Source organism: Tritonibacter litoralis (assembly GCF_009496005.1).
Taxonomy (GTDB): domain Bacteria; phylum Pseudomonadota; class Alphaproteobacteria; order Rhodobacterales; family Rhodobacteraceae; genus Epibacterium; species Epibacterium litoralis.
Genome location: NZ_WIBF01000011.1, coordinates 110,055 through 136,512, shown reverse-complemented (window position 1 = coordinate 136,512; position 26,458 = coordinate 110,055). Strand labels below are relative to the sequence as shown.

Below are 26,458 nucleotides of genomic sequence, written 5' to 3'. Positions count from 1 at the left end.
CTTTTTTGTCTGTTGGACCCCGCGGATTTTATGGAACTAAGCGCCGAACTTTTGCTTCATGCCTACTCCATCGGCATCTTCCCGATGGCGGATGACCGGGACGACCCCGAAATCTTTTGGGTCGACCCGAAACGGCGCGGTATTTTTCCGTTGGAAGACTTCCATATCTCCCGCTCGTTGGCGCGCACCATCCGCCGTACCCCGTTTCACCTCACGGCCAATCAGGATTTTGCAGGCGTTGTGGACGGCTGTGCAGATCGCGAACAGACCTGGATCAACGCCGAAATCCGCGCGCGCTATCTGGAGCTGCACGCGGATGGTTTTGCCCATTCGATTGAGGTCTGGCACGAGACCACGCTGGTCGGCGGTGTCTACGGTGTGTCGTTGGGCGGGGCGTTTTTTGGCGAAAGCATGTTCTCTCGCCGTCGGGATGCCAGCAAGATCGCACTGGCCTATCTGACCACCCATCTGTTGGCCGCGGGCTATAGGCTTTGTGATACGCAGTTCATCACGCCGCATCTGGCTTCGCTGGGTGCGATCGAAATCTCACGCGCGGCCTATCAGGCGCGACTGGCCGAGGCATTAGAAGTGATTGCGGATTTCAGAGCACAGCCTTTGCCAACCGCTCAGGAGGTTTTGCAGCGCAGGACCCAAACGTCATAACGGTTGTGATCCAAGGCGCTGAGCGCCGGACTGGACGCGATCATCCATCCCTGAAAGTAATCCACCCCATCCTGCGGACTGCGTATCCGCAAATAGGCATAGGCTTCACCGGTGGGGTTATCCGCCGGATAGCGGCAATCGCCCAGTGTCACCATCAACCCCTGGGCCTGCGCACTGCCGCCCACGGGGATTTCAATGTCCTGAACCCGGCCATTGACCTTGTCGAGACTGCGCAACACGGCCCCAACGCCCGAGGTTGCAACAACCTCCTGCGCCTGGGCTGCCCCAGCGAGCCCGCACAAAGCCAGAAACGCGGCGCGTATAATCACGAATCGTCCCCACCAGAGACAAATTTCAACAGAAGCGAGATCAGGCTGACAGAGCCCTGAGTGTCCAGGATCTCATCCCCTGCCTCCAGCCCAAAGGGCGAGCCACCAGGCACGATTTCTACGAAATTGCCACCCAACAGCCCCTCGGATGCAATCACAGCCGCGCTGTCATCGGGGATTTCCACACCGTCACGGATGTTGATTGTGGTATCAGCGCGAAACGTCTCGGCGTTCAGGCCAACTTCGGTCACGGTGCCAATCTTTACACCGGCCAACCGTACATCGGTGCCAACATTGACCCCTTCGATGGAGCGGAACGAGGCGGTCAGCGGGTAATCCGCGCCGCCCTGCGACAGGCCTGTGGCCTGGCTTGCATAGACTGCAAAACCAATGGCCACGGCCAAAACGATACCGCCTACGGCAACTTCGGTCGGGTTCTGAGACATGTTTGTTGCGCCTTTGGCTTTTATTCTGGAACCCAGGCGTCGTAATCGCTGCGGGCCTTCGGCTCACCCCCTGCGCGGATCGAACCCGCAGGTGCATAAGCCAATGCTGTTCCGGTCAGGTTTTCCTGATGCGGCTGTTCCCAGGACTTGTGTTCCAACGGCTTCTCGCTTGGCACCTCGTCATAGGTGCGATGCAGCCAACCGTGCCAATCCGCGCTGACACGGGAGGCTTCCGCCTCACCGTTAAAGATCACCCAGCGTTTGCTGTCATCTGCATTGCGGTAATAGACATTGCCCTGATCATCTTCGCCGACTTTGGTGCCTTTGCGGCGGGTGTAAATCGCCGTATTCAAAGTGGCGCCGTTCCACCAAGTGACCGCTTGCAAAAGAGTGTTCAGGATTCCCATGGGTGCCTCCGCATAATCCGCTATTGATATGGCCTAAATTCGCCGTAAGGTCCAGATGCAGAACACCCAGGGCGCGAGATCTGGCGCAATCTTGCAGCGCGCTGGCTTAAACCTATATTAAGAAGCAGGAACCAGACTGCAGCAGTGGCAAGAAACTTCTGTTTTCCACCACTTTCATGTATGGTGTCCCCATAGCAAAAGGAGAATGCACAATGGCCCGTGAAGGTTTTGGCAACGGTTAACCCCCGCCCTCTTTTGAATAATACCTTTTAAACAAGAGATTATGCACGCAATGGAGCGGGTTGTAACAGGGCTTCTGATCATCGGGGCCTTGGGTTTTCTGGTCCTTCTGATTCTGGTTTCCGCAGGATTTGCCACATTTTTGCTCACGGGTGAGTTCCGCGCCCTGCTTGATCTGATCCCGGACCAACCCGACGGTGAGTTCCGAATCCTTGTCAGCCTGTTTGGCATCGCGGTGTCTGCATTAACCGCAGTTGGCGGTATTCTGTTTGCGGTGTTTTCCTACTTCCGCAACGCCAAACGGGCCGAAGCTGCGCAACGCAAGCAACACACCATAAATATCCTCTTCCAAAGCCGACTGTCTGAATATTTTCAGAAAACCAACAGCCTGCGCAAAGAGATCTTTCCCACCGACAACGACATATACTTGGACGATTGGAAAGCCGCCCGCGCCCAAGCCGGAAAACCCCGCGAAGGGGCGGAAGCGCTGCAGCAACTGCTGAATTACTATGAATTTCTGGCCGTGGGCATAGCCCAGGGGGATTTGGACAAAGATCTGCTGCGTCAGTCCATTCGCGGGATCATGTGCAATCTGGTGGATGACGCGCGTTTCATGATCGCAGAACTGCGCACAAACGACAAGAAAACCCTGGAATTTCTGGTCGCTCTTTATGATGACTGGCGTGACGAAAAGCTGAACTATGCCGGAGTGCTCTCCGAACGGGCCATCCCCACGCCAGCGGAGCTTGAGGCCGCTTTAACCCTGCGGGGCAAGCACGGTTAACTCGATCTCGATCCGGTATTTGGGGTCGATCAAGTTGCATTCGATCATCGTGGCCGCGGGCGGGTTGGCGCCAAAGGTCTCAGCCAGAATTGGGAAGCAGGGCTCGAACTCGGCGGCATCCGGCAGGTAATAATTCACCCGAACCGCATCGGCAAAGCTTGCGCCTGCCTGTTCCAGCGCCGCACCAATGATTTCCAGCGCCGATTTGCATTGCGCGACCACATCGTCGCCCTGCCCGACGGTCCCTGCCACATGGACAAAGCCGCCCGCAACAACCGCCCGGCAATAGCCGATCTTGGCCTCAAATTCGCCGCCCGAAGAAATACGTTTGATGGTCATGACCTTTCCTTTCGTGTTGGCGTATTAATCGCTAAACCGGATCCGGCTGCAAGCCGTTGATCGCTGCGAAACCGCATAAAACGAAACAGGCCGATGTCATCACGACATCGGCCCGTTCTTGAACTTAACAGCTGTGACACCTAGGACGGTTAGCCCGCAGATGCTGGCTCTTTTTCGCCTTCAGCGTGGATCATCAGCGGTTGTTTGTCCGAAGTCACAGCCTCTTCGTTGACCACAACCTTTTCGACGCTATCCATACCTGGCAGGTCGAACATGGTATCCAGCAGGATGTCTTCCATGATGGAGCGCAGACCACGGGCACCGGTTTTGCGTTCGATGGCCTTGCCCGCGATCGCTTTCAGCGCTTCATCGGTAAAGTCCAGTTCGGTCTCTTCCAGTTCAAACAGGCGTTGATACTGTTTCACCAGCGCGTTCTTTGGCTTGGTCAAAATGGTGACCAGCGCTTCCGCGTCCAGATCTTCCAGCGTTGCCAGAACAGGCAGACGGCCGACAAATTCCGGGATCAGACCGAATTTCAGCAGATCTTCAGGCTCCAGTTCTTTGAAGAGATCGCCAACACCGCGCTCGTCGTTGTCGCGCACATCCGCACCAAAGCCCATAGCAGAGCCTTTGCCGCGTTGGGCGATGATCTTGTCCAGACCCGCAAATGCGCCACCGCAGATGAACAGGATGTTTGTGGTGTCCACCTGCAGGAATTCCTGCTGCGGATGCTTGCGTCCACCCTGCGGCGGCACGCTGGCCACGGTGCCTTCCATAAGCTTCAACAGCGCCTGTTGCACGCCTTCACCCGAGACATCACGGGTGATCGACGGGTTTTCAGACTTGCGGGTGATCTTGTCGACCTCATCGATGTAAACGATGCCGCGCTGTGCGCGTTCGACATTATATTCCGAGGCTTGCAGCAGCTTGAGGATGATGTTTTCGACATCTTCGCCCACATAGCCCGCTTCGGTCAATGTGGTGGCATCCGCCATGGTGAACGGCACGTCCAGAATACGGGCAAGGGTCTGCGCCAAAAGCGTTTTACCGCAGCCGGTGGGGCCGATCAGCAAGATGTTGGACTTCGCCAGCTCAATATCACCGCCAGCCTTCTGCGCATGGTTCAGGCGTTTGTAGTGGTTGTGAACCGCCACGGACAGCACACGTTTGGCCGTGGCCTGACCGATCACATAATCATCCAGCACACCGCAGATATCCTGTGGTGTCGGCACACCATCCGTTGCCTTCAGCCCCGACGCTTTGGTCTCTTCGCGGATGATATCCATGCACAACTCGACACATTCATCGCAGATGAACACTGTTGGGCCTGCAATCAGCTTACGCACCTCGTGCTGGCTCTTTCCGCAGAAGCTACAGTAGAGGGTGTTTTTGCTGTCACCGCCTGAGTTCGTTGCCATGTTCTACCTTTCAGTACGCTTGGCGTTGAAGACGTCCCCGGCCCTGTGCCGAGAGGTCTCCCGCCATTTGGGCAGCTTAGGACAGGTCCCAAGCAGCCACAATGAATAATAGCTGTGCATCGGCTCATTGCCGCGCACATTTGACGCAAAGAGGCTTTATTCGCCTGCCTCTTCACCACTTTTTGCGCGGTTTTCAACGATTTCGTCGATCAAACCGAATTCTTTTGCCTCTTCAGGCGACATAAAGTTATCGCGCTCCAGCGCGTCAACAATCGTGTCATAATCACGACCAGTGTGTTTGACGTAGATCTCGTTGAGGCGTTTTTTCAGCTTCAGCGTCTCTTCGGCGTGGATCATGATGTCGGTCGCCTGACCCTGGAAACCACCGGACGGCTGGTGCACCATCACGCGGGAGTTCGGCAAGCTGAACCGCATGCCTGCTTCACCTGCGGTGAGCAAAAGCGAGCCCATCGACGCCGCCTGACCAATCACCAGCGTGGACACTTTGGGTTTGATGTACTGCATGGTGTCATAGATCGACAGACCAGAGGTCACCACGCCGCCTGGCGAGTTGATGTACATCGAGATTTCCTTGGACGGATTTTCCGCCTCGAGGTGCAGAAGCTGCGCCACCACAAGCGAGCTCATCCCATCGTGAACAGGGCCATTCAAGAAAATGATACGCTCTTTCAACAGGCGTGAGAAAATATCATAGGCCCGTTCACCCCGGCTGGTCTGTTCGACCACCATCGGGACCAGAGTGTTCATATATGTTTCGCGGGGATCAATCATGTGGACCTGCCTTGTTTCACTTGTAGACGCGATTATAGACGCGCGTTGGTTACTTGAGTCTTAGTATCGGCCCAATAACGCTGCAAGAGGTGGCGGTTGATTTTAATTGTACAAATGTCGCAATCGCCACCGCGTCGCTTTCTCACAGACCCATGTCGTAAACCTTTCACTTAGGTTTTCTGCAGGTGCTAAAACCATTGGCGACCCAAGTCCCCACATTGGTACGTTGATCACGTATCTGTTTCCTGCGAAAGGATGCACTGCGCCGTGTCCAATGACAAATGCCAAGACAATTTTGTCCCGCGCGCGTCATCGGCGCATTTTGACATTCGCTACGATGGTGCGCCGCAGGATTTCTTTTTTCTGGTGCTGCCCCGCAGCATGATGTTGGGCGTGGCGGCGGCCATTGAACCCCTGCGTGTCGCCAATCAAATAACCGGCAAAGAGCTGTTTCGCTGGTTTATCCTGACCGAAGACGGCGCGCCTGTGCGCTGTTCAAACGGCATGCAGGTCACCCCGGATATGGCGTTGGACGACGCGCCTGTTGGTGGGCTGACCTTTATCAGCGCGGGCGGGGAACCTCAGCTGGCGGCAGGTGAAAAGACCTTGAACTGGATCCGCAAAGCCGCGCGCTTTGGACGCCCTTTGGGCACGATCAACACCGGCGCCTTTGCCCTGGCCCAGGCAGGTGTTCTGACCGACCAGATCTTCACGCTGCACTGGGAAGATCAGCCGGCCTTTCTGGAGGAGTTCCCGAACCTCACGCCCTCTTCAAACATCTTTGAGATCACGCCGCGGCTGATTTCCTGCGGCGGTGGCCACGCCGCAACGGACATGATTCTCACCCTGATCGAAGAGCGACACGGTGAACAACTGGCCATTGTCTGTGCCGATATGTGTCTGCATATGCGGTCCCGACGCGGCAGCGAGCCGCAAAGATCGAACTTTGCAGTGGCCGTCGGCAGCCGAAACCGCCGCCTGCTGAGCGCGCTGCAAATGATGCAGGACTCCATCGAAAGTCCGCTCAGCATTCATGAGATCTGCGACAAACTGGATATCTCACGCCGCCAGTTGGAACGGCTGTTCACCCGCTATCTGGATCAAAGCCCAATGCAGGTCTATTTCGACATGCGCCTGCACCATGCCTATGGTCTGATGAATGAAACATCGATGTCGGTCACAGAAATTGCGCTGGCCTCGGGCTTTAACAGCGCCACACATTTCTCCCGCCAATTCAAACGCCGCTTTGGCGCCAGCCCGCATTTCTTCCGCAAAGGTTGGTCCTAAGGTCTGTTCTGCGCGCCACGCGAATGTGACAACTCTTTCAAAGCAAACGCGTTAGGCTTTGCGCGAAATCTCCTACGCAAAAGGATCGTCACATGTTTGCTCGCCTGTCCCGCCTCTGCCGCCTTCTGCCGGTTTTGATCTGTCTCCCCTTTGCGGTCTCTGCTGCAGATCTGGACAATCGCGACGGTTGGGCCGTGCATAAAACCGACAAACCCTATGCCCAGCTGATCAAAGATCTGGCCGCCGCCGTAAAAGCCGAGGGGTTGATTGTTGTCACCCAAGCTGGCCCGACCAAAGCGGCCGCCGCACGGGGCATCACAATCCCCGGCAACCGAGTCATGGGCGTGTTCAACAATGACTATGCCGTCCGCGTCCTGGCCCTGTCGACCGCCGCGATGATCGAGGCTCCGATCCGGTTCTATGTCACCGAAACACCGGATGGCAGCGGCACCCTATCTTACAAGACACCAAATCATGTCTTTGCCCCCTATGTGCCCACTGGTGGCGCAGCTTTGCAGGAAATCGCCGACGAACTGAGCCAACAGTTTGACGCCATTGCAAAAAACGCAATACGTTAAGCCAACTGTAACGGATCTCACACTGGCGTGAGACCCCTTGCGCCGCGCGCACCAGATCGCAATCTGGTCGCGAAATCTAAAACGTCAGGATAAACCCGATGACCACGACCCTACGCGCGGCGGATGTGCTTGCCCGCCGCCTTTATGATGCGGGCTGCCGCCATGCATTTGGCATGCCAGGTGGCGAAGTTCTCACCCTTGTTGATGCGCTGGAAAAGGCTGGGATTACCTTCCATCTGGCCAAGCACGAAAATTGTGCGGGCTTTATGGGCGAAGCCGTTCACCATGCAAACGGCGCGCCGGCCATTTTGGTGGCAACACTTGGGCCCGGCGCACTGAATGGCATAAACGTGGTGGCAAATGCGCATCAGGATCGCGTGCCGATGCTGGTTCTGACGGGCTGTGTGGATGCCGCAGAAGAGCAAACATATACCCATCAGGTGCTGGACCAGCAGTCGGTGTTTCGCCCGATCACCAAGGCCACGTTCCGCTTGGACGCCGAAGCGGCTGAGGTGATTGCCGACAAGGCCGTCAATATCGCACTTGAAGCCCGCCAAGGGCCGGTTCATCTCGATGTGCCCATCACGGTGGCCAATACGCCGGCCACAGAACGCGGACTGCGCCGCGCGTCTGCCGGAGCAACCGTCGCCACAGGGGACACCCTTGCGCAGGCGCGTGATTGGCTGGCTGGCGCCGAACGTCCGCTGGCGATCATCGGCGTTGATGCCATGCAGGAAAACGCAGGCGCCGCTCTCAAATCCTTTGTGGAAGCCCATAACATCCCCTTTGTCACCACCTACAAGGCCAAAGGTCTGGTTGATGAGACCCACCCCCTGTGCCTGGGCGGTGCCGGTCTGTCGCCGCTGGCCGATAAACATCTGATGCCTCTGATCGAAGCGGCCGATCTGATCCTGTCGCTGGGCTATGACCCCATTGAAATGCGCACCGGCTGGCGGGATGCTTGGGACGTGGCTGAAACCCGCGTGCTGGAAATCGCGGCTGAACCCAATACCCATTATATGCACCAGGCCGGGATTTCAATCACAGCGCCCTTGGCCCCGACACTCGCCGCGCTGTCAGAGGGTCTGTCGCCCAAGGACACTTGGAGCGATGGCGCGGTCAAAACCGCCAAAACCGGACTGGCGACCGCCTTCCCCACGGATGACGATTGGGGACCTGCCGGGGTTATCGCCGAAACCCGCGCCGTCATGCCGCAAAACACATTGGCTTCTGCCGACAGCGGCGCGCATCGCATCCTGCTCAGTCAAATGTGGACCTGTTATGAACCCCGCGCGCTGATCCAATCCTCTGGCCTGTGTACCATGGGCTGTGCGGTTCCGATGGCGATTGGGCGCAAGCTTGCGCAGCCAGACCGCCCCGTTGTCAGCTTTTCAGGCGATGCAGGGTTTTTGATGGTTGCGGGCGAATTGGCCACGGCTGCTGAGTTTGGCGTCGCGCCCATATTCCTGGTGTTTGTTGACGCTTCTCTTGCCCTGATCGAGCTCAAGCAACGCCAGCGCCAGCTGACCAACACCGGTGTGGATTTTGCCGAACATGATTTCGCCGCCATGGGCCGTGCGTTTGGTGGAAATGGCTTTACCGTGACCAACCGCTTGGAACTTCGTGACGCACTGACGACCGCGCAAGCCTCTGATAAGTTTACGGTGATTGCAGCTATTATCGAACGCGGAGGATATGATGGTCGGATCTAATATGTTACCCCATGGCGCTTTGAAAGGGGTGAAAGTTCTGGACTTGTCCCGCATTCTGGCAGGCCCGACCTGCACACAGCTGCTCGGGGATCTTGGGGCCGATGTGATCAAGGTAGAAAACCCCAAAACTGGCGGCGATGACACCCGCCAATGGGGCCCGCCCTATGTCGAGGATGCTGAGGGTAACCCCACTGATTTGTCGGCCTATTACATGTGCGCAAATCGCAATAAGCGCTCGGTTGCGATTGATATCGCAAGCCCCGAAGGCCAGGCACAGATCCGTGCGCTGGCAGCCGATGCTGATATCCTGATCGAGAATTTCAAACCCGGCGGCCTTGCAAAATACGGCCTCGATTATGAAAGCCTAAAGGCCGAATTCCCAAGCCTCGTTTATTGCTCGATCTCGGGCTACGGGCAGACCGGTCCAAACGCGCCAAAACCCGGCTACGATTTGATGGCCCAGGGCTATGGTGGCATCATGTCGGTCACCGGAGAGCCGGATGGCGCCCCGATGAAAGTGGGCGTAGGCATTGCTGATGTCATGTGCGGCATGTATGCCTGCGTCGGCATTCTGGCGGCCCTGCGGCACCGGGACCAAACCGGCGAAGGTCAATGGGTGGAACTGGCGCTGGTGGATGCGCAGATCGCCTGGCTGATCAACGAAGGGGTCAACTATCTGACCTCGGGCACCCTGCCCCAGCGGCGCGGCAATGGTCACCCCAATATCAAACCCTATGGCGTCTATGAGACCTCGGACGGCCATGTGATCCTGGCGGTGGGCAATGACAGCCAGTTCCAGCGCTGCGCTGAATTCCTTGGCCTTTCGGAGCTGCCGAAGGATCCCCGCTTTGCCACCAACCCGGCCCGGCTTGAACATCGCGACGCCTTGGACGAGGTGCTGATCCCGGCGGTCAAGGCCAAGACGTCGGCTGAGGTTATTGCCGGGCTCGAAGCGCTCAAAGTGCCCGCTGGTCCGGTGCAGACATTGGACCAGGTTTTTGCATCCGATCAGGTGGCGGCACGGGACATGCGGATCACGATGGAGAGCGCTGCAGGCCCGGTTGATCTGATCGGGAATCCCCTGAAGTTCTCGCGCACACCGGTCACCTATCGGCACGCTCCACCCCACTGCGGACAAGAAACTGCCGAAATTTTAGACGAGTCCAACGACGTTTCCAGCCATGTAAATAAACAACCATGAGACACTTATTGCCAAGTGTTACAAAAACCGGCCGGGCTCTGCCCGGCCTTTGAAAGGTTTGCTGCTTAAGCATCCGAATTTTGCGGGTTTTCGCCGGAATCTCCACCCATATCGGCAGTATTCCACGGAAAACACACACAGGCCTTCACCAAAGCGCGAGCAGCCGTCGCCCGGTCGCAAACCTTCCTTTACTCTCAGTAATAACAGAGAGCTGTTTTTAGATCGCAAGGATAACGAACCCATGACGCAAGACATCTTCGGACAAGAGACCAGCCTGACCTCTGCTGCGGCTCTGAATGAGTGGAATGCCGCACAGTTGGGCGTGCTTGCGCACGCGGCCAAAACAGCTGATCATCTGGGTGCTGTTCTCCAACAGGCTCCGGAATATGCGCTGGCCCATGCTCTCAAAGGTCTGTCGCTTTTGATGCTGGGTCGCTCTGAATTGCTGCCGATGGCACAGGATGCGTTAAAAACCGCCAAGACCTATTACGAAGCCGCCCTGCCCCGTGAACGCAAATACGTTGACGCGTTTGAGGCCTGGATGTTGGGCCGCCCGACCCAGGCCATCCAGATTTGTGAGACAATCCTGGACGACCACCCCTGCGACTCACTGGCGATGAAGCTCAGTCACGGGATCCGGTTCATCATGGGAGATAACCACGGCATGCGGACTTCGGTCGAGCGGGTGATGCCAGCCTATGAACCTGACCACGCCGGGCGCGGCTATCTGCTGGGGTGCCATTCCTTCGCACTGGAAGAAACCGGCGCTTATGAAAAGGCGGAAAACGCCGGGCGTCAGGCGCTGTGGATGGCCCCCGATGATGCATGGGGTCTGCACTCGGTCGCTCACGTTCACGAGATGACCGGCAACGCCAAACAAGGTCTGGAGTGGCTGGCAGGTCGCGAAGAGGCCTGGGCCCATTGCAACAACTTCCGCTATCATGTCTGGTGGCACAAGGCGCTGATGCATCTGGATCAGGGCCAGGTGGACGAAGCGATCGCGCTTTATGACACCGAGGTGCGCAAAGACAAGACCGACGACTATCGCGACATCTCAAACGCCACCTCGCTGTTGATGCGTCTGGAGCTGGAAGGCGTGAAGGTCGGCAACCGCTGGGACGAATTGTCCGAGCTCTGCGCCAATCGCACCGAGGACGGCAGCCTGATCTTTGCCGATCTGCACTATTTGCTGGCGCTGGCCGGTCACGACCGCGCGGCCGAGACTCAGCGGATGGTTGCCCGTATTCAAGCGGATGGGCAAAAACGCGCCACAGAATCACAGGAACGGATGGCCGCACCGGGTATTCAGGCCGCTCAGGGTCTTGAAGCCTTTGGCGAGGGCGATTACTCCAAGGCCTTCAACCACTTGACCGCCGCGCGTGACACCATGCAGCTGGCCGGTGGCAGCCATGCACAAAGGGATATTTTTGAACGGATCACCATCGACTGCGGCCTGCGCTCGGGCGCGTTTGACGCCGCCGAAGCGTTGCTGGACGATCGCCGCGCCAAACGTGGCGGCGGCGAAGACAACTATGCCCATGTGCGCCGCAACATGATTGCCCAAGCGCGCAACACCGACACGGAACACAGCGTCCCAGCTGAGTAAACGGTACAACTTGTAACGAACTGACAAAAACAATGGCCACCATCACGCCCATTCACCAAGCGCATCCGGCTCCGGATGCGGCCAACAGCCAGATGGCTCCGCAAAAGTCACCGCAACGCCCGCGCGACCCGCGCCTGGATTTCTATCGCGGCATTGCGATGTTCATCATTCTGATCGCCCATGTGCCCAACAACCGCTGGACCGGCTGGATCCCGGCCCGCTTTGGCTTCTCGGATGCGACCGAAATCTTTGTGTTCTGCTCTGGTATGGCCTCGGCCATTGCCTTTGGCGGATCCTTTGCCCGCAAGGGCTGGTGGCTGGGCACGGCTCGGGTGGCCTTCCGCTGCTGGCAGGTGTTCTGGGCCCATATTGGTCTGTTCTTCTTTATCGCCATGTCTTTGGCCGCCATTGATGTCTATGGCGGTTTTGAAAAAAGCTACATCGCGTCACTGAACCTCGCTCCGTTTTTTAACGATCCGGCGCCGCAGCTGGTGGGCCTGTTCACGCTGACCTATGTGCCGAACTACTTTGACATCCTGCCGATGTATCTGGTGGTGCTGGCACTGATGCCGGTGATGATGGGACTTGAGAAAATCAGCCTGTGGGCTGTTGCCGCATTCTCTGTGCTGGTGTGGCTGGTGGCCAACCCCTATCTGATCGGCCTGGGTCCCAATGGGCTCAGCCTGCCGGCCGAACCCTGGTCAGAGCGCGAATGGTTCTTTAACCCCTTTGGCTGGCAGCTTCTGTTCTTTACCGGTTTTGCCTTCATGAAAGGCTGGCTGCCCAAGCCTCCTGTCTCGGCCGCGCTGATTGTCCTGGCGGCTGCATTCCTGATCCTATCGATGCCCTTTGGCTCCTGGAAGGTCTTCAACTGGGTCAAAGCTGCCAATGAAGATCTGGCGGCGCTGATCCGACCAACATGGGACTGGACCGCGCAATGGCGTGAGAAGACGGATTTTGGCCTGCTGCGATACATGCACTTCCTGGCGCTGGCTTATCTGGGTTGGGTCATCGCAGGCGAAGGTGGCAAGAACCTGATGGCCCGCGGCCAGTCGGTGGGCGCAAAGGTCTGGTCCTTCTTCCTCGGCATTATCACCAAGGTTGGTCAACAGTCGCTTGCGGTCTTTGTCTTCTCGATGGCGCTGGCCCGTTTGATCGGGTTTGCCCTAGATCAAACCGATCGCGCCATCACCACCGTCGCTTTTGCAAACCTTGTCGGCTTTGTCTTGATCATTGGCTGTGCATATGGCGCGGCGTGGTTCAAATCCCAACCCTGGAGGCAGAAGAAATGAGCCCCCCGATGAGCGCCCTGACACGTCGGTCTTTTCTGTTTTCTGCGCTGGCCAGCACCTCGGCCTTGGCTTTCCCTCAGGCCGCTTTGGCGCATGCGACCTCTCCGTTTTCGTATGAGGGTCTGGTTGAGCGCGCACGGGACTTGGCGTCCAAGGCCTATAAGCTGCGACCGACCGTGCCACAGGATTGGCTGAACCTCAGCTACGACGAATACCGCAACCGTTGGTTCCGGGTCGAAGACGCCCTGTGGGCCGACACCAACCGCAGCTACAACGTGGATTTCTTCTTGCCAGGGCTCTATTTCCCGCGCGCGATCCAGATCAACGAAGTGGTCGACGGTCTGGCGACCAAAGTGCCCTTTGATCTGTCGTTGTTCAAACGCGGTGACATCGCGCCCGATCTGAGCACAGAAGGCCATCTGGGCTATTCCGGTCTGCGCCTGCGCACCGAACAACCTGGCGCTCCGGTCAAGCAAAAGCTGGAAAAAACCGAATTCTGCGTGTTCCAGGGCGCAAGCTATTTCCGCGCGATCGCCAATTGGTGCGCCTATGGTCTGTCGGCACGGGGGCTGGCGCTGAAAACCGGCGACAGCGACGGCGAAGAATTCCCCGAGTTTATCGAGTTTTGGCTGGAGGCTCCTGAGGCCGACCAGAAAAACATGATCATCCATGCGCTGATGGACAGCCCGTCCGTGTCCGGTGCCTTCCGGTTTGACATCACCCCGGGCGACAATTGCACCATGGAAATTCAGGCACGCCTGTTTGCCCGCAAGGAACTGACCCATGTGGGACTGGCCCCACTGACGTCGATGTTCCTTTATGATGACACCAACCGGTCCCGTTTTGATGACTTCCGCCCGGCGGTGCATGACAGCGAAGGCCTGTTGATCAAAAACGGCAACGGAGAGGTGCTGTGGCGCCCCTTGGCCAACCCGGTCCATCTGCAGATCTCTTCCTTTGTGGATGACGGCCCGCAGGGGTTTGGCCTGATGCAACGCGCACGCAACCTGTCTGATTACGCGGATCTGGAAGCCCATTACCACATGCGCCCGTCGCTTTGGGTCGAACCCAAAGAGAACTGGGGCAAAGGGGCGGTCACCCTGGTGGAGATCCCGGCGGACAAGGAAATCTATGACAATATCGTCGCTTACTGGCGTCCCCATACGCCTTATGCGCCAGGATCCGAGATCGATCTGAGCTATCGACTCACCTGGGGTCACGAACCCGACATGGGGCTGGCCTTGGTCAAGAACACCGCATCCGGGGCCAAGATCTTTGGCGATCCTGGTCGGATCTTTACCATCGATTATGACGCCCACCCGCTGTTGGAAGGTGACCCGGAAGATTTTGATATCTTTGTCTCCTCCCCACATGTGGAAACAACCGAAGGCGTCTTGCAACGCAACCCCGAAACCGGAGGCCTGCGATTGGCGTTTTCCTTTGATCCGGGCACACGCGACCATGTGGAGCTGCGCGCGCAGCTGCGTAAGGACGGCCAGCCCGCCTCAGAAGTCTGGCTTTACAGGTGGACCACATGACCCAAGATCGCCTTTTGCCAGCCGAGCATCCGCTCGATATGCCGGAACAGGATTTTGCTGCACCGTTCCGCGATGATCAGGCCCCTGCGGGTGAACCAGAACAGCAGGCCGCCCTGTGGCGGATCCTCAGCTTCTCGCCTGCTATGATCGTGACCGCCCTGTTGGGATGGGTGATGTATGGCTGGTTTGCCGATGGCGGCGTTACCGTGCTGGAAGGCATCCTGCTCGCCCTGATCATTTTCAACTTTTTCTGGATCAGCTTCTCGGTCTCGACGGTTTTGTTGGGGCTTTACTCCTTGGCCCGCCGGACCGTGGTGCGCCGCCGGGGCGCGGTGACACCGCAAAAGGTGGCACTGCTGGTTCCGGTCTATAACGAGATCCCATGGTATGTGCTGGGCAATGCGCAATCCATGCTGGAAGAGCTGAACGCCCAGGGCAGCAACCACGAATATGCCATGTTCATCCTGTCGGACACGCGCGATGACGCGATTGCCGATCAGGAACGCCGCAGCGTCGAAGCGCTGCAAGCCATGTTGCCGCCGACAATGCCGCTGTATTATCGGCGCCGTGCGGATAATGTGGGCCGCAAAGTCGGCAATATCACCGATTGGGTCCGCCGCTGGGGTGGCGCTTATGACGCCATGCTGGTGCTGGATGCCGACAGTCTGATGACCGGCCGCGCCATTGCCCAGCTGACCGGTGCGCTGGCGCGTGATCCCGGTGCAGGCCTCATTCAGAGCTTCCCGCAACTCATTGGTGCGCAATCTGTTTTCGGCCGCATGCAGCAATTCGCAAATACTGTATATGGTCTGGCTTTGGCCGAAGGTCTGGCGCGTTGGGCCGGGCATGAGGGCAATTATTGGGGCCATAATGCGATCATCCGCACCCGTGCCTTTGCCGCTTGTGCGGGCCTGCCATCCTTGCGAAGCCTGACCGGCAAGGAAAGCCTGATCATGAGCCACGACTTTGTCGAGGCGGGTCTGTTGCGCCGGGCTGGCTGGAGCGTTCAGTTCCTGCCCCGGATCAAAGGCTCCTATGAGGAAACGCCCCAAACCCTGATCGACCACATCCAACGGGACCGCCGCTGGTGTCAGGGGAACTTGCAGCATATCAACCTGCTGAACGCACGCGGGTTCCGGGCGATCTCCCGGTTTCACCTGTTCCATGGCGCGGTTGGCTATCTGATGGCCCCGATCTGGTTTGCGCTTCTGGTGATCTGGGCGATCATTGGACGCGGCGAGGAGGCCTCGGTTCTGACCTATTTCTCCGAGGCCAATCCAACCATGCCGTCCTGGCCCGATATGAGCGAGCCGCGCCATGTGTTGGTGATCCTGCTGATTTACGCCATGTTGTTGGCCCCGAAACTCCTTGCAGCGATTGCCCTGCCCCTCAGCGGTAAGCGCTATGCCGAATATGGCGGCGCGGGCCAGTTCCTGCTGTCGGTCCTGTCCGAGATCATCCTGGCGATCCTTTATGCGCCCATTTTGATGGTGCAACAGATGATTGCCGTATTCCGCACGCTGTTGGGGATCCAGCGTGGTTGGGCTCCGCAGGCGCGGGATGGTGGCCAATATTCCTGGCGTACCATTGCCATTTGTCACGCTTTGGAAACCGTGAGCGGCGCGGCCCTGTGTGTTGGGATCGCAGCAGGCATGGTGTCGATCTGGCTGGTGCCTATCGGTGTTTCATTGGTGCTGGCAATCCCATTGTCCGCCCTGTCGGGCATGCCAATCCGGGAACGCATTGGCCGCTGGATGGGCACCCACGACCATTTCAAGGAACCACAAATCACCCAAGCGGCGCGCGCTTACCGCGCTCAGATGCGTAAGTTCCTGGAAAACCAGCCTCAGGCCACTGCCGCCGAATAAGAGTTTCAGTAAAGACAAAAAAGCCCAGCCGAATCCGCTGGGCTTTTTGCGTTTGGCCGTGATTATTGTCCGGGCGCGGCCTTCTCAAACCAGGTTGTGACCTCTTCGGCCCAGCCTTTTGGAATCGAATGACCGCCCGGATGAATGGTAAAACTGATCTCGGCCCCCTCACCACAGTTCCAGTGACGCAGCAAGTTTTCGCCATTGCTCCACGCCCGACCCGGTGCGTGTGTTTCACACCCTAACGTGTCGCGCCACAATTCCAGCCCCGCATAAATGTCACCCTGTTGCCAGGTACGCCCGCGCAGATACCGCCCTTCCAGCGGCACAACCGTATCGGTCCAGCCATGTGTGTGATGCAGGCGGATCGGTCCGGCACAGGCCTCGGGCTGCGGCCGCCAGAAACCACCGGCCACCGGGGCATAGGCCGCAAAGGTTTCAGGCGCTTGGCAAGCCAGGTAGTTCACCATGAAGGCGCCCGCCGAAAACCCGGCCATGATGGTCTGGTCAGGATCCACATCAAACCGTTCGGCCGCATCCGCCAACAGCTCCTGGAAATAAGCGACCTCGTCACGGCCCTCCCAGCCTGGAAAGAAATTCCACGAAGGCCCACGGTTCGCCGCACGCCGCAACCCATTTGGCGCAATCACCACATAGCCACGATCGGTCAACGCGTTGACCATTCCGGTGTTTTTCAGAACCCCATTCCCGGTGCCCCCATAGCCATGCAAAAACACCACCGCCGCGCCGGTCTCGGTGCCTGTATCAGGCAGCACAACTTCATAATCCCCACTGGCAATTTTACAGGCCTCCGCCTGGTCCCCGCAGGCAGCTTCTGCACTGCTGCCTATCAGGGCGGTTGCGACAAATGCCAGTCCTGCCGCGCCTAGCCGTTCCATTGCACCACCGGCAATTCTGTCTTGATCCATCCTGGTCCTGCCTTTGATCCAAGCATGCCCTCGGGCACGTCAATAATATTGGTAAATCCCGCCTCATTAAGGCGCAGGGTCATGCGCGCGGACCGCACGCCTCGGGCGCAGATCAGCGCCACCGGAGCGTTTTTGTCCGTCCCAACAACAGCCTGAAGCGCGTCGGTGAAATCTTCCCGACGCATGTCGATCAGATGTCCGCCTTGGGGAACACCTGTCGCGCGCCACTCCCGAGGCGTGCGGATGTCGACAAGGGTGATGTCACCGTTCAACGCCTGATCATAGGCTTCGCTGACGCTTAACCGCCCCCCCGTGTGCTCAGGAGGCGTCAGATACTGCCAGCGCGCCAACACCAAGGCCGAGGCCACCACGACACCACCGATCAACAGCCCTCGGCGGTTGAGCCTTTGCGACATCCTGTCGCCCTGTGCGGCCTCTGTTTCGCGCTCCATATCACCCTCAAACGCATGTTACTGTCCCACTCAGATCTAGCATTGCACATCCAACAATTCAGCAAAGGCGCAGCCCCAATGCGTGTTTTTTCAATCAAGTTCGCGTCATTGCCATTTTATGATCCAAATCCACGAGGTGCGCGTAAGGAGCCCGAACACAGGCCGCACACAGGCCGCGTTAGCGTCTGAACCTTACACAGCCCAAAGTAATTTGATCCTCAGCGACCTGAAACGCTGGATCGACGGTCGAAAAAAGCTTAGTCAAAACATGACTATTTCTATCGCCCAACCAGGAGAACTCCCACGTGTCCTTGTTTCTGATTGCGGCCCTGCCCTTTCTAGGAGCGGTCTTTCCCGCTCTCTTTATACGCGCTGGCCGCAATGCCTCTGCATCATCGGCTGGTCTGACAACCCTTTTGGCCTTTATCGGTTTGATGCTGCATGCGCCCGCAATCTTGCGCGGCGAAGTGGTGACCGCACGGTTTGACTGGCTGCCCATTCTGGGACTGAACGCCAATTTCTTTCTGGATGGGCTTGGGTTTCTTTTTGCAGGGCTCATCCTTGGCATCGGCCTGCTGATCATTCTTTATGCGCGGTTCTACCTGTCGCGGCAGGATCCGATGGGGCAGTTTTACACGTATCTCTTGCTGTTTCAGGGGGCGATGGTTGGGATTGTCACCTCTGACAATATCCTGCTTCTGCTTATTTTCTGGGAACTTACCTCGCTCAGCTCATTTTTGCTGATCGGCTATTGGAAACACCTTCCCGAAGGTCGCCAAGGCGCACGTATGGCTTTGACGGTGACCGGTATGGGCGGTCTTGCGATGATCGGCGGCATGCTGATCCTGGGTCACATCGTGGGCTCATATGACCTGACCGTGATCTTGCAGCACAAAGAGGCGATCCAGGCCTCGCCCTTGTATCTGCCTGCGCTCCTGTTGATCCTGGCGGGCTGTTTCACCAAATCGGCGCAGTTTCCGTTCCATTTCTGGTTGCCCCACGCCATGGCGGCACCCACACCTGTTTCGGCCTATCTCCACTCGGCTACAATGGTCAAAGCGGGCATTTTCCTAATGGCACGCATGTGGCCGGTTCTGGCGGGCACACCGGAGTGGTTTTACATCGTCGCCACCGCCGGGCTTGTGACCATGGTGGTGGGCGCGGTGATCGCCCTGTTCAAAGACGACCTGAAGGCGCTGCTGGCCTTTTCCACTGTCTCCCATCTAGGGCTGATCACCATGCTCTTGGGATTTGGCACCAAAGCAGCCGCCATTGCGGCGATCTTTCATATTATCAACCATGCGACCTTTAAGGCGGCGCTGTTTATGTCCGCAGGCATTGTCGACCACGAGGCGCATACGCGGGATATCAAACGCCTTGGCGGTCTGCGCCATCTGATGCCGGTGACTTTTACCATCGCCTTGATTGCAGCCCTGTCCATGGCCGGCATCGCGCCGCTGAACGGTTTTATTTCCAAGGAGATGATGCTCGAAGAAGCCTCCCACACCGGATGGCTGGGCAACGCATATATCATCCCGGGTCTTGCGGTTTTTGCTGCGCTGTTCTCGGCTGCTTACAGCTTTCGCTATATCGGGCATGTATTCCTCGGTCCAAAGCGAGAGGATTATCCCGGCCATCCCCATGATCCGGGGTTTGGCATGTGGGCTGCGCCCGCGTTTCTGGTAGTTCTTGTTGTCCTTATCGGCCTGTTCTCCGGCAAGATCGCGGAACCCTTGGTCCAAGTGGTTGCCGATGCGGTAACCCAGCAGCATCCGCATGTGCATCTGAAGCTTTGGCACGGGGTCACCCCAGCGCTTTATATGTCGATCTTTGCGGTTGTCGGCGGGCTGTTGGCGCTGTTGGCGCACGGCCGACTGGAAGCGATCTGGAACGCCCTGCCTCGTCCCGAGGCCAAGGTGATCTTTGACCACATCATCGCCGCGCTGACTTTTGTGGCGGATCGCATGACTGCAGGACTGCACAATGGCTCGATCACCCGGTATTCGCTGGTGATGATCCTGTTCTGCACCGGCGTCAGCTATGTGGCCTTTGACTCGGGCACTCTGCCTGCGGCGACCCGCACGGTGCAAGAGGCGGGCCCCTTGGCCATTCTGGGCTGGTTTGCCCTGGTGGTCGCCACGGGCCTGATCCTACGCCATCACCACAATCGACTGTTGGCTCTGATCCTGATTGGCATCGTGGGCTTGGTGGTTTCGCTTGCGTTTAACTATCTGTCCGCGCCGGATCTCGCCCTCACCCAGATTTCGGTTGAAGTGGTGACGATCATCCTGATGCTTTTGGCGCTGAACTTCCTGCCCAAAGAAACACCGCGCGAGATTCCTCAACAAACACGGCTGCGCGATGCCGCCATTGCAACCGTTGGCGGCCTGGGCGTTGGTGGATTGATCTATGCGCTGATGGTGCGTGATTTCGCGGCCGGGACAATCTCGGACTATCACCTGGCCAATTCCTACAAAGGGGGCGGCGGCACCAATGTGGTCAACGTGATCTTGGTGGATTTCCGGGGCTTTGACACCTTTGGCGAGATTATCGTGCTGGGCATTGCCGCCATGGTGATTTTTGCCCTGACCGAAGCAGTCCTGGGCAGCAAGGTGCGCGCCTATCTGTTGAACCGCAAACCGGATCTGCCCCAGGACGGCGACCCGCACCCGCTGATGATGGTGGTGGCCACCCGCGTGATGATGCCGCTGGCCTTGCTGGTGGCGGCCTATATCTTCTTCCGGGGGCACAATCTGCCGGGCGGCGGGTTCATCGCCGGGCTTGTGGCGGCGATTGCGATTGTCATGCAATACATGGCCTCTGGTTTTGGCTGGGCCGCAGAGCGCCAGCGGATTTTCTACCATGGCGTCATCGGCGCTGGCGTGCTGATCGCCGCCGCCACCGGCATGGGTGCCTGGTTCAACGATCTGCCGTTCCTGACGTCTGCCTTTGGCTATATCCACTGGGCACCATTGGAAGAGTTCGAATGGGCCACCGCCGCCCTCTTTGACCTTGGCGTGTTCCTAGCCGTGGTGGGCGCGGTGCTTCTGGCGCTGGAAAGCCTGTCGCGTTTCGCCTGGCAGCCCGGCATGACCAGCGAACATGCAATGGATATCAACCCCGCTCGCGATGACGAGCCCAAGATCAAGAGTGAGGTCTAAGGAATGGAGATTCTTGTAGCGTCCGCGGTCGGCATTATGACCGCCGCCGGGATTTACCTGATCCTACGACGGAGAACATTTCCGGTTATTCTGGGTCTCTCCATGCTGACCTATGGGGTGAACGTGTTCTTGTTTGCCACCGGACGTCTGGCCATTGGTGCGCCGCCGATCCTGAACAAATATGCCGATGTGCCCTATACCGATCCCTTGCCCCAAGCGCTGGTGCTGACGGCGATTGTGATTTCCTTTGGCATGACGGCTGTGGTGGTGATGATCGCGCTTGGCGCGTATCTGTCGTCGCGCACGGATGACATCAATATGGATGACGCCGCCACAGAGACCGGAGAAGACGCATGAACCATCTGTTGATTGCGCCGGTTCTGATGCCGGCCATTGTGGCGCCTTTGATTGCGATGGTCACACGCCACCATATGGATCTGACCCGGATCTTCTCCCTTGCGGTGTCCGTGGCCGTGGTGATCGCAACTCTCGCACTGGGTGTGCAGGCGATGGACGGCACGGTTCAGGTCTATGAGCTGGGCGACTGGAACGCGCCCTTTGGCATTGTGTTGGTTCTGGACCGCCTGTCTGCGATGATGTGTATCCTGACCGCAATCCTGGCGCTGGTGATCAACCTTTATGCGGTGGGCAGCGATTGGGACAAACGCGGCAGCAACTTTCACTCCTTGTTCCAGTTCCAGATCATGGGCATTCAGGGCGCGTTTTTGACCGGAGACGCCTTTAACCTCTTTGTGTTTTTTGAGGTTCTGCTGATCGCCTCTTATGGTCTGACCATCCACGCAGGTGGCGCGCGCCGGTTTCAAGCGGGCGTGCAATATGTGGTCTATAACCTGTTGGGCTCCAGCCTGTTTCTGTTTGCCCTTGGCACCATCTATGCAGTGACGGGCACGCTGAATATGGCGGATCTGGCCGTCAAAGTGGCCGAGATCTCACCCGATAACACCGCATTGCTGCGGGTCGGCGCGATCATGCTGTTGCTGGTGTTCTGCATCAAGGCCGCGCTTTTGCCGCTGCATTTCTGGCTGCCCGCCTCCTATGCCGAGGCGCCAGCCCCCGTGGCCGCGCTCTTTGCGATCATGACCAAGGTTGGTGCCTATGCGATCCTGCGGTTTTTTACGCTGATCTTTGGTCCGGATCTGGCCGCGACCCAGGGCCTGGGCGGCGAATGGCTGTTGCCTGCAGCCCTGGTGACCCTGGCAACCGGCGCGGTTGGTGTTCTGGGCGCGCGGGATTTGGGACGGCTCATTGCCTATGGTGCGATCGCCTCCATGGGGACACTGCTGACGGCGGTAGCCCTGTTCACACCACAAGCTGCGGCCGCCGCGCTGTATTACACTGTCCATTCGACATTTGCCGCAGCGCTGTTGTTCCTGGTGGCCGATATGGTCATCGAACGTCGCGGCGCGCACATCACACCCAAGGCACCGATGGCGCAAAACGGGCTGATCGCCGCGCTCTTCTTTGTCGGCGCCATTGCACTCGCTGGCATGCCGCCGATCTCAGGTTTCCTGGGCAAGCTGTTGGTGATGGATGCCGCCCGCGATCACGACATGGTCTGGATTATCTGGGCGGTCATTCTGATCGGCTCCCTTGTAACCATTCTGGGACTGGCGCGCGCAGGCACAATCATCTTTTGGAAGGCCTATGACGCCACAACCAAAGCGCCTGAGGCCGATGAGCAGGAAGAGGAGGCCATCCACCAACCGGCTCCTGCCTTGCCGGTTGTGGCCACGTTTGGCCTGGTCGCGGGACTGGTGCTGCTGACGGTCTTTGCAGGTCCCATGAGCGCCTATGCAACCGCTACGGCTGAACAGCTTTTTGCACCTGAGGCTTACATCCAAAACGTTCTGGGAGTTCCGAAATGAAGCTTTTGCGCCGCGCCCTCCCGCACCCGTTGCTGACGCTCTACCTGACTGTCACCTGGCTGTTGCTGGTCAATGGCTGGTCGCTGAACTCGCTGGTCTTTGGCTTCTTGCTGGGCTGGCTTATCCCCTTTGTCACCGCGGCCTATTGGCCCGACCAGCCCAAGATGCGCGCTCCGCTGAAGATCATCGCCTATATCGGTGTGGTGATTTCGGACATCATCCTGGCCAATATCGTGGTTGCCAAAATTGTCCTGTTCAAATCCAATGCAGATCGCAAACCCGCCTGGGTCACCGTTCCGCTGGACCTGCGCACCCCCGAGGCGATTACGGTTCTTGCCGCGACCATCACGCTGACACCTGGCACAGTCTCTGCAGACGTCTCCGACAAGGGTCACGCGCTGCTTGTCCATTGCCTGGACGTCGAAGACGCAGAAGCCGTCGCCGCCGAGATCAAGTCCCGCTATGAAGCTCGCCTGATGGAGATTTTCGAATGATGATATTTGCCATCTATTTTGCCTTTGTCTGTTTTGGGGCTGCCGTGTTGATGAACCTCTGGAAAGTGGTCTTTGGCAGCCATGTGGCGGACCGGATCCTGGCGCTGGACACGATGTTCATCAATGCAATCGTTTTGATGGTCTTGTACGGGCTGGCCAATGGCACCGAGATCTATTTTGAGGCCGCTTTGATCATCGCCATGCTGGGGTTTGTCTCCTCGGTGGCCTATGCGCGGTTTATCCTGCGCGGCAATATCATCGAGTAATAGGGGCAACACATGGAAACGATTTTGGAATTCGCCGTCACCCTGTTTCTTGTGGTCGGAGGGGTCTTTGGCTTTGTGGGCTCTTATGGTCTGATCAAACTGAATGATCCCATGTCCCGCCTGCACGCGCCGACCAAGGCCACAACCTTGGGCATGGGCGGTGTTTTGGTGGCCTCAATCCTGCACTCGATCTTGGTCGAACATCATGGGTCCGTTCATGAAATCATGATTATCCTATTCCTCTTTATCACGGCGCCCATCACGGCAAATTTCATTGCCAAGGTGCACATCCACCGGCATGAAACCCCCAAGTCCCTGCCACCCGCTGGCAGCGATACCGTTTGGGCCACCCATGCCGTCCCGAAAGAGGATGAGGGCTGAGCCACACCAAGGTTGAAGAGGCACCATTATGCAAACCCCGACCCTCCCCGCGACCAAAGATGTGGTTTTAATCGGAGGGGGTCATGCACATGCTTTGGTGCTGCGGTCTTGGGGGTTGAAACCACTGGCAGGCGCGCGGGTCACGGTTATCAATCCCGGACCAACGGCACCTTATTCCGGCATGTTGCCAGGGTTTGTTGCCGGTCACTATGACCTCGCCGCACTGGATATCGATCTGGTACAGCTTGCCCGTTTTGCAGGTGCGCGTGTTATTCTGGGGCGCGCCACGGGGATCGACCGGGAAAACAAGCAGATCACGGTTCCCGGTCAGCCGCCCATTGCCTTTGACGTGGCTTCGGTGGATGTGGGTATTACCTCGGATATGCCGCTGCTGAGCGGTTTCCGCGACCATGCGGTTCCGGCAAAGCCGCTGGGCCCTTTTGCCGCCAAATGGGATGCCTTTCGGGCGGGCGACGGCCCGGCTCATGTGGCTGTGATCGGCGGTGGTGTGGCTGGCGCAGAGCTGATTTTGGCGATGGCCTATTCCTTGCGCGAACGCGGGAGACTGGGTACCACCACTTTGATCGACAGCGCCGCGGCCTTGACCGCGATCCCAGAGGCGGCAGCACGCATTGTGCGCAATCAACTGTCTGCCTTGGGCGTGTCCCTTATTGAAAATGCCAAAATCACACGTGTGTGGCCACATTCGATCACGCTTACAGATGGGCGCGAGGTCCAATCGGACTTCACCACGGGTGCCGCCGGGGCCCGCCCTTATGGATGGCTGCAAGAGACCGGGCTTGCGCTATCGGATGGTTTTGTCGATGTGAACGCGATGCTCCAATCTTCGGACCCGCATATCTTTGCAACCGGCGACTGCGCGCATCTCACCCAGTCGCCGCGCCCCAAGGCCGGTGTCTACGCGGTGCGCCAAGCGCCCATCCTCTATCACAATCTGCGCGCCATGATTACGGGTGACCGGCTGAAGCCCTACAAAGCGCAGAAAGACTATTTGAAACTCATCTCCCTTGGCGGCAAATCCGCCCTGGGTGAGAAGTTCGGCACGCCCTTTTCTGGCCCACAGATCTGGCGATGGAAAAACCACATCGACCAGAGTTTCATGGCGCAGTTCCGCGATCTGATCCCACAGGATCCGCCAAAACTCCCGGCCGAATACACCGAAGATCTGCCAAACGCCCTGGCGAACAACACGGTGAGCGGCAGCTGTAAGACCAAATTGGACCACACAAGTCCTGCCCAACACCTGCCCTGCCAAACCCGTTGCGCGGACATAGAGCATCTGCAGGGCGACAGTGCGGCCATGGTCGATGTTCAAGGCAAGCGCCAGGTCGTGGTCACAGATCACATGACAATGCTGACGCTTGATCCAATCCTCAACACCCGAATTGCAGCCTCCCATGCGCTTGGGCGGATCTGGGCAACCGGGGCACAGCCCAAAACGGCCACGGTCACCGTCACCCTACCGCCCATGACGCCGTCGCTGCAGTCCCGCACCCTGCAGGAAGTCATGACCGTCGCAGCCGAGGTGTTCGAACAGGCCGGCGCTCAGATCATTACGGGCCACAGCGCCGCCGGACAGGAGCTGGCACTCGGTTTCACTGTAACGGGTGATTTGCAGGGGCCCGCGTCCACATTGGCGGGTGCCCAACCGGGCGATGCGCTGATCCTGACCAAAGCCTTGGGAACGGGCGTCCTGTGGGCCGCTGAACGTCAAGCCAAGGCCAATGGGGGTGATCTGGCCGATGCCATTGCCCAGATGCTGCGCCCGCTTGGCCCGTCAGCTCAGATCCTGTCGAAGGCCCATGCCATGACACATGTTGGCAGCCTTGGCCTTTTGGGGCATCTGCAGGCGCTTTGTGCTGCGTCCAATTGCGGGGCACAGATCACCACGCACCATATTCCCGTTCTGCCGGGTGTTGCGTCGCTGTTGGACGCAGGCCTTCGTGCGCCGTTGGATTGCGCAAACCGCACGGGCTTTGCCTCGGACCGAACTGCGCCTGATGTCCTGTTTGACCCGCAAACTTGTGGCGGGCTTCTTGCGGCTGTTGCACCGGACTACATCGACGCTGTGATTGATGCCTTGGACGCACAGGACGAGCCTGCGGCTGTGATCGGTCAGATTACCAACAAGACTGGCGACATACAGATCATCGCCTAACAATGCCCCAGCGCGGGTCCTGGAGCTTAAATTACAATCAGCGATGCTGTGATGTCCTTTTAGGCCGAAAGGCACCCAATTTAGGGGACCACTTGCCTGATTCTGGTCATCTCACGGCGTCGGATAGCTTGTTTCAGGGGTACCTTAAGCAGTAGCCTCTGTAGCTGCGATTTAATTTTTCCTCGCAAAATCAACTAGAAGCAGACTGCG

General features: G+C 58.1%; 25 protein-coding genes. 17 read left to right on the top strand and 8 right to left on the bottom strand.

Going from position 1 to position 26,458, the window contains the following annotated elements; translation table 11 throughout:
* Positions 1-30 precede the first annotated feature (30 nt).
* Positions 31-663, top strand: a complete 633-nt coding sequence (aat, locus tag GFB49_RS16255) for a leucyl/phenylalanyl-tRNA--protein transferase (protein WP_153216979.1) — start codon at positions 31-33, stop codon at positions 661-663.
* Here aat and GFB49_RS16250 read toward each other — a convergent pair.
* Genes GFB49_RS16250 through GFB49_RS16240 form a run of 3 tightly spaced genes read right to left on the bottom strand, consistent with a single transcriptional unit; the run spans position 627 to position 1,845 of the window.
* A complete protein-coding gene (locus GFB49_RS16250; RefSeq protein WP_343032609.1) occupies positions 627-992 on the bottom strand; it encodes a DUF2155 domain-containing protein in 366 nt (121 codons plus the stop codon). The two genes, aat and GFB49_RS16250, sit on opposite strands and share 37 nt — an antisense overlap.
* A complete protein-coding gene (gene mlaD / locus GFB49_RS16245; RefSeq protein WP_153216978.1) occupies positions 989-1,438 on the bottom strand; it encodes an outer membrane lipid asymmetry maintenance protein MlaD in 450 nt (149 codons plus the stop codon). The genes GFB49_RS16250 and mlaD overlap by 4 nt, the downstream gene beginning before the upstream one ends.
* 20 nt (positions 1,439-1,458) lie before the next feature.
* Entirely contained in the window at positions 1,459-1,845 is a 387-nt protein-coding gene (locus GFB49_RS16240) for an NADH:ubiquinone oxidoreductase subunit NDUFA12 (RefSeq protein ID WP_153216977.1), read from the bottom strand.
* Positions 1,846-2,137: 292 nt separating this feature from the next.
* Between GFB49_RS16240 and GFB49_RS16235 the strand changes: the two genes are divergently transcribed.
* Positions 2,138-2,869 (top strand): DUF4760 domain-containing protein, encoded by a 732-nt coding sequence (locus tag GFB49_RS16235; protein WP_194269374.1) that lies wholly within the window; start codon positions 2,138-2,140, stop codon positions 2,867-2,869.
* On the opposite strand, the gene GFB49_RS16230 is transcribed toward GFB49_RS16235, so the two are convergent.
* From GFB49_RS16230 to GFB49_RS16220, 3 genes are all read right to left on the bottom strand, one after another.
* Positions 2,843-3,208, bottom strand: a complete 366-nt coding sequence (locus GFB49_RS16230) for a RidA family protein (protein ID WP_153216975.1) — start codon at positions 3,206-3,208, stop codon at positions 2,843-2,845. The two genes, GFB49_RS16235 and GFB49_RS16230, sit on opposite strands and share 27 nt — an antisense overlap.
* A gap of 149 nt (positions 3,209-3,357) precedes the next feature.
* Positions 3,358-4,626: an ATP-dependent Clp protease ATP-binding subunit ClpX gene (clpX, locus tag GFB49_RS16225; protein WP_153216974.1), complete on the bottom strand. Its 1,269-nt coding sequence runs from the start codon at positions 4,624-4,626 to the stop codon at positions 3,358-3,360.
* Between the two features lie 156 nt (positions 4,627-4,782).
* Positions 4,783-5,418, bottom strand: a complete 636-nt coding sequence (locus GFB49_RS16220) for an ATP-dependent Clp protease proteolytic subunit (RefSeq protein ID WP_153216973.1) — start codon at positions 5,416-5,418, stop codon at positions 4,783-4,785.
* A gap of 267 nt (positions 5,419-5,685) precedes the next feature.
* Here GFB49_RS16220 and GFB49_RS16215 point away from each other — a divergent pair, with 267 nt between their 5' ends.
* From GFB49_RS16215 to mdoH, 8 genes are all read left to right on the top strand, one after another.
* On the top strand, positions 5,686-6,705 hold the full coding sequence (locus GFB49_RS16215; protein WP_425505233.1) for a GlxA family transcriptional regulator: 1,020 nt from the start codon (positions 5,686-5,688) through the stop codon (positions 6,703-6,705).
* 92 nt (positions 6,706-6,797) lie between these two features.
* Positions 6,798-7,283 carry a DUF302 domain-containing protein gene (locus tag GFB49_RS16210; protein WP_153216971.1) on the top strand — a complete coding sequence of 162 codons (486 nt, stop codon included), beginning with the start codon at positions 6,798-6,800 and terminating at the stop codon, positions 7,281-7,283.
* Positions 7,284-7,381: 98 nt separating this feature from the next.
* Positions 7,382-8,995 (top strand): thiamine pyrophosphate-binding protein, encoded by a 1,614-nt coding sequence (locus GFB49_RS16205; protein ID WP_153216970.1) that lies wholly within the window; start codon positions 7,382-7,384, stop codon positions 8,993-8,995.
* Entirely contained in the window at positions 8,982-10,196 is a 1,215-nt protein-coding gene (locus GFB49_RS16200) for a CaiB/BaiF CoA transferase family protein (RefSeq protein ID WP_425505232.1), read from the top strand. Before GFB49_RS16205 ends, GFB49_RS16200 begins: the two co-directional genes overlap by 14 nt.
* 241 nt (positions 10,197-10,437) lie before the next feature.
* A complete protein-coding gene (locus GFB49_RS16195) occupies positions 10,438-11,802 on the top strand; it encodes a tetratricopeptide repeat protein (RefSeq protein WP_153216968.1) in 1,365 nt (454 codons plus the stop codon).
* 32 nt (positions 11,803-11,834) lie between these two features.
* A complete protein-coding gene (locus GFB49_RS16190; RefSeq protein WP_153216967.1) occupies positions 11,835-13,094 on the top strand; it encodes an OpgC family protein in 1,260 nt (419 codons plus the stop codon).
* Positions 13,095-13,102: 8 nt separating this feature from the next.
* On the top strand, positions 13,103-14,632 hold the full coding sequence (locus GFB49_RS16185; RefSeq protein WP_153216966.1) for an OpgD/OpgG family glucan biosynthesis protein: 1,530 nt from the start codon (positions 13,103-13,105) through the stop codon (positions 14,630-14,632).
* Entirely contained in the window at positions 14,629-16,500 is a 1,872-nt protein-coding gene (gene mdoH / locus GFB49_RS16180) for a glucans biosynthesis glucosyltransferase MdoH (RefSeq protein ID WP_153216965.1), read from the top strand. Before GFB49_RS16185 ends, mdoH begins: the two co-directional genes overlap by 4 nt.
* A gap of 62 nt (positions 16,501-16,562) precedes the next feature.
* On the opposite strand, the gene GFB49_RS16175 is transcribed toward mdoH, so the two are convergent.
* Together GFB49_RS16175 and GFB49_RS16170 are read right to left on the bottom strand one after the other, a co-directional pair.
* Entirely contained in the window at positions 16,563-17,429 is an 867-nt protein-coding gene (locus tag GFB49_RS16175) for a CE1 family esterase (protein WP_246149760.1), read from the bottom strand.
* Positions 17,387-17,881, bottom strand: a complete 495-nt coding sequence (locus GFB49_RS16170) for a rhodanese-like domain-containing protein (protein ID WP_246149759.1) — start codon at positions 17,879-17,881, stop codon at positions 17,387-17,389. Before GFB49_RS16170 ends, GFB49_RS16175 begins: the two co-directional genes overlap by 43 nt.
* Before the next feature lie 305 nt (positions 17,882-18,186).
* Here GFB49_RS16170 and GFB49_RS16165 point away from each other — a divergent pair, with 305 nt between their 5' ends.
* The 7 genes from GFB49_RS16165 to selD are packed head-to-tail and all read left to right on the top strand — an operon-like array spanning position 18,187 to position 26,248.
* Positions 18,187-21,042, top strand: a complete 2,856-nt coding sequence (locus GFB49_RS16165) for a monovalent cation/H+ antiporter subunit A (protein ID WP_343032608.1) — start codon at positions 18,187-18,189, stop codon at positions 21,040-21,042.
* A gap of 3 nt (positions 21,043-21,045) precedes the next feature.
* A complete protein-coding gene (locus GFB49_RS16160) occupies positions 21,046-21,399 on the top strand; it encodes a Na+/H+ antiporter subunit C (RefSeq protein WP_153216964.1) in 354 nt (117 codons plus the stop codon).
* Positions 21,396-22,928, top strand: a complete 1,533-nt coding sequence (locus tag GFB49_RS16155) for a monovalent cation/H+ antiporter subunit D (protein ID WP_153216963.1) — start codon at positions 21,396-21,398, stop codon at positions 22,926-22,928. Before GFB49_RS16160 ends, GFB49_RS16155 begins: the two co-directional genes overlap by 4 nt.
* Entirely contained in the window at positions 22,925-23,422 is a 498-nt protein-coding gene (locus GFB49_RS16150; protein ID WP_153216962.1) for a Na+/H+ antiporter subunit E, read from the top strand. Before GFB49_RS16155 ends, GFB49_RS16150 begins: the two co-directional genes overlap by 4 nt.
* Positions 23,419-23,688: a K+/H+ antiporter subunit F gene (locus GFB49_RS16145; protein ID WP_153216961.1), complete on the top strand. Its 270-nt coding sequence runs from the start codon at positions 23,419-23,421 to the stop codon at positions 23,686-23,688. Before GFB49_RS16150 ends, GFB49_RS16145 begins: the two co-directional genes overlap by 4 nt.
* A gap of 12 nt (positions 23,689-23,700) precedes the next feature.
* On the top strand, positions 23,701-24,069 hold the full coding sequence (locus GFB49_RS16140) for a Na+/H+ antiporter subunit G (RefSeq protein WP_153216960.1): 369 nt from the start codon (positions 23,701-23,703) through the stop codon (positions 24,067-24,069).
* A gap of 28 nt (positions 24,070-24,097) precedes the next feature.
* On the top strand, positions 24,098-26,248 hold the full coding sequence (selD, locus tag GFB49_RS16135) for a selenide, water dikinase SelD (RefSeq protein ID WP_153216959.1): 2,151 nt from the start codon (positions 24,098-24,100) through the stop codon (positions 26,246-26,248).
* Positions 26,249-26,458 lie beyond the last annotated feature (210 nt).

What these genes read in the sequence shown, in the direction of transcription:
- aat (WP_153216979.1), top strand. Translation starts at nt 31, where the DNA reads ATGGAACTAAGCGCCGAACTTTTGCTTCATGCCTACTCCATCGGCATC.
- mlaD (WP_153216978.1), bottom strand. Translation starts at nt 1,438, where the DNA reads ATGTCTCAGAACCCGACCGAAGTTGCCGTAGGCGGTATCGTTTTGGCC.
- GFB49_RS16240 (WP_153216977.1), bottom strand. Translation starts at nt 1,845, where the DNA reads ATGGGAATCCTGAACACTCTTTTGCAAGCGGTCACTTGGTGGAACGGC.
- GFB49_RS16235 (WP_194269374.1), top strand. Translation starts at nt 2,138, where the DNA reads ATGGAGCGGGTTGTAACAGGGCTTCTGATCATCGGGGCCTTGGGTTTT.
- GFB49_RS16230 (WP_153216975.1), bottom strand. Translation starts at nt 3,208, where the DNA reads ATGACCATCAAACGTATTTCTTCGGGCGGCGAATTTGAGGCCAAGATC.
- clpX (WP_153216974.1), bottom strand. Translation starts at nt 4,626, where the DNA reads ATGGCAACGAACTCAGGCGGTGACAGCAAAAACACCCTCTACTGTAGC.
- GFB49_RS16220 (WP_153216973.1), bottom strand. Translation starts at nt 5,418, where the DNA reads ATGATTGATCCCCGCGAAACATATATGAACACTCTGGTCCCGATGGTG.
- GFB49_RS16210 (WP_153216971.1), top strand. Translation starts at nt 6,798, where the DNA reads ATGTTTGCTCGCCTGTCCCGCCTCTGCCGCCTTCTGCCGGTTTTGATC.
- GFB49_RS16205 (WP_153216970.1), top strand. Translation starts at nt 7,382, where the DNA reads ATGACCACGACCCTACGCGCGGCGGATGTGCTTGCCCGCCGCCTTTAT.
- GFB49_RS16200 (WP_425505232.1), top strand. Translation starts at nt 8,982, where the DNA reads ATGGTCGGATCTAATATGTTACCCCATGGCGCTTTGAAAGGGGTGAAA.
- GFB49_RS16195 (WP_153216968.1), top strand. Translation starts at nt 10,438, where the DNA reads ATGACGCAAGACATCTTCGGACAAGAGACCAGCCTGACCTCTGCTGCG.
- GFB49_RS16190 (WP_153216967.1), top strand. Translation starts at nt 11,835, where the DNA reads ATGGCCACCATCACGCCCATTCACCAAGCGCATCCGGCTCCGGATGCG.
- GFB49_RS16185 (WP_153216966.1), top strand. Translation starts at nt 13,103, where the DNA reads ATGAGCGCCCTGACACGTCGGTCTTTTCTGTTTTCTGCGCTGGCCAGC.
- mdoH (WP_153216965.1), top strand. Translation starts at nt 14,629, where the DNA reads ATGACCCAAGATCGCCTTTTGCCAGCCGAGCATCCGCTCGATATGCCG.
- GFB49_RS16175 (WP_246149760.1), bottom strand. Translation starts at nt 17,429, where the DNA reads ATGGATCAAGACAGAATTGCCGGTGGTGCAATGGAACGGCTAGGCGCG.
- GFB49_RS16170 (WP_246149759.1), bottom strand. Translation starts at nt 17,881, where the DNA reads ATGGAGCGCGAAACAGAGGCCGCACAGGGCGACAGGATGTCGCAAAGG.
- GFB49_RS16160 (WP_153216964.1), top strand. Translation starts at nt 21,046, where the DNA reads ATGGAGATTCTTGTAGCGTCCGCGGTCGGCATTATGACCGCCGCCGGG.
- GFB49_RS16155 (WP_153216963.1), top strand. Translation starts at nt 21,396, where the DNA reads ATGAACCATCTGTTGATTGCGCCGGTTCTGATGCCGGCCATTGTGGCG.
- GFB49_RS16150 (WP_153216962.1), top strand. Translation starts at nt 22,925, where the DNA reads ATGAAGCTTTTGCGCCGCGCCCTCCCGCACCCGTTGCTGACGCTCTAC.
- GFB49_RS16145 (WP_153216961.1), top strand. Translation starts at nt 23,419, where the DNA reads ATGATGATATTTGCCATCTATTTTGCCTTTGTCTGTTTTGGGGCTGCC.
- GFB49_RS16140 (WP_153216960.1), top strand. Translation starts at nt 23,701, where the DNA reads ATGGAAACGATTTTGGAATTCGCCGTCACCCTGTTTCTTGTGGTCGGA.
- selD (WP_153216959.1), top strand. Translation starts at nt 24,098, where the DNA reads ATGCAAACCCCGACCCTCCCCGCGACCAAAGATGTGGTTTTAATCGGA.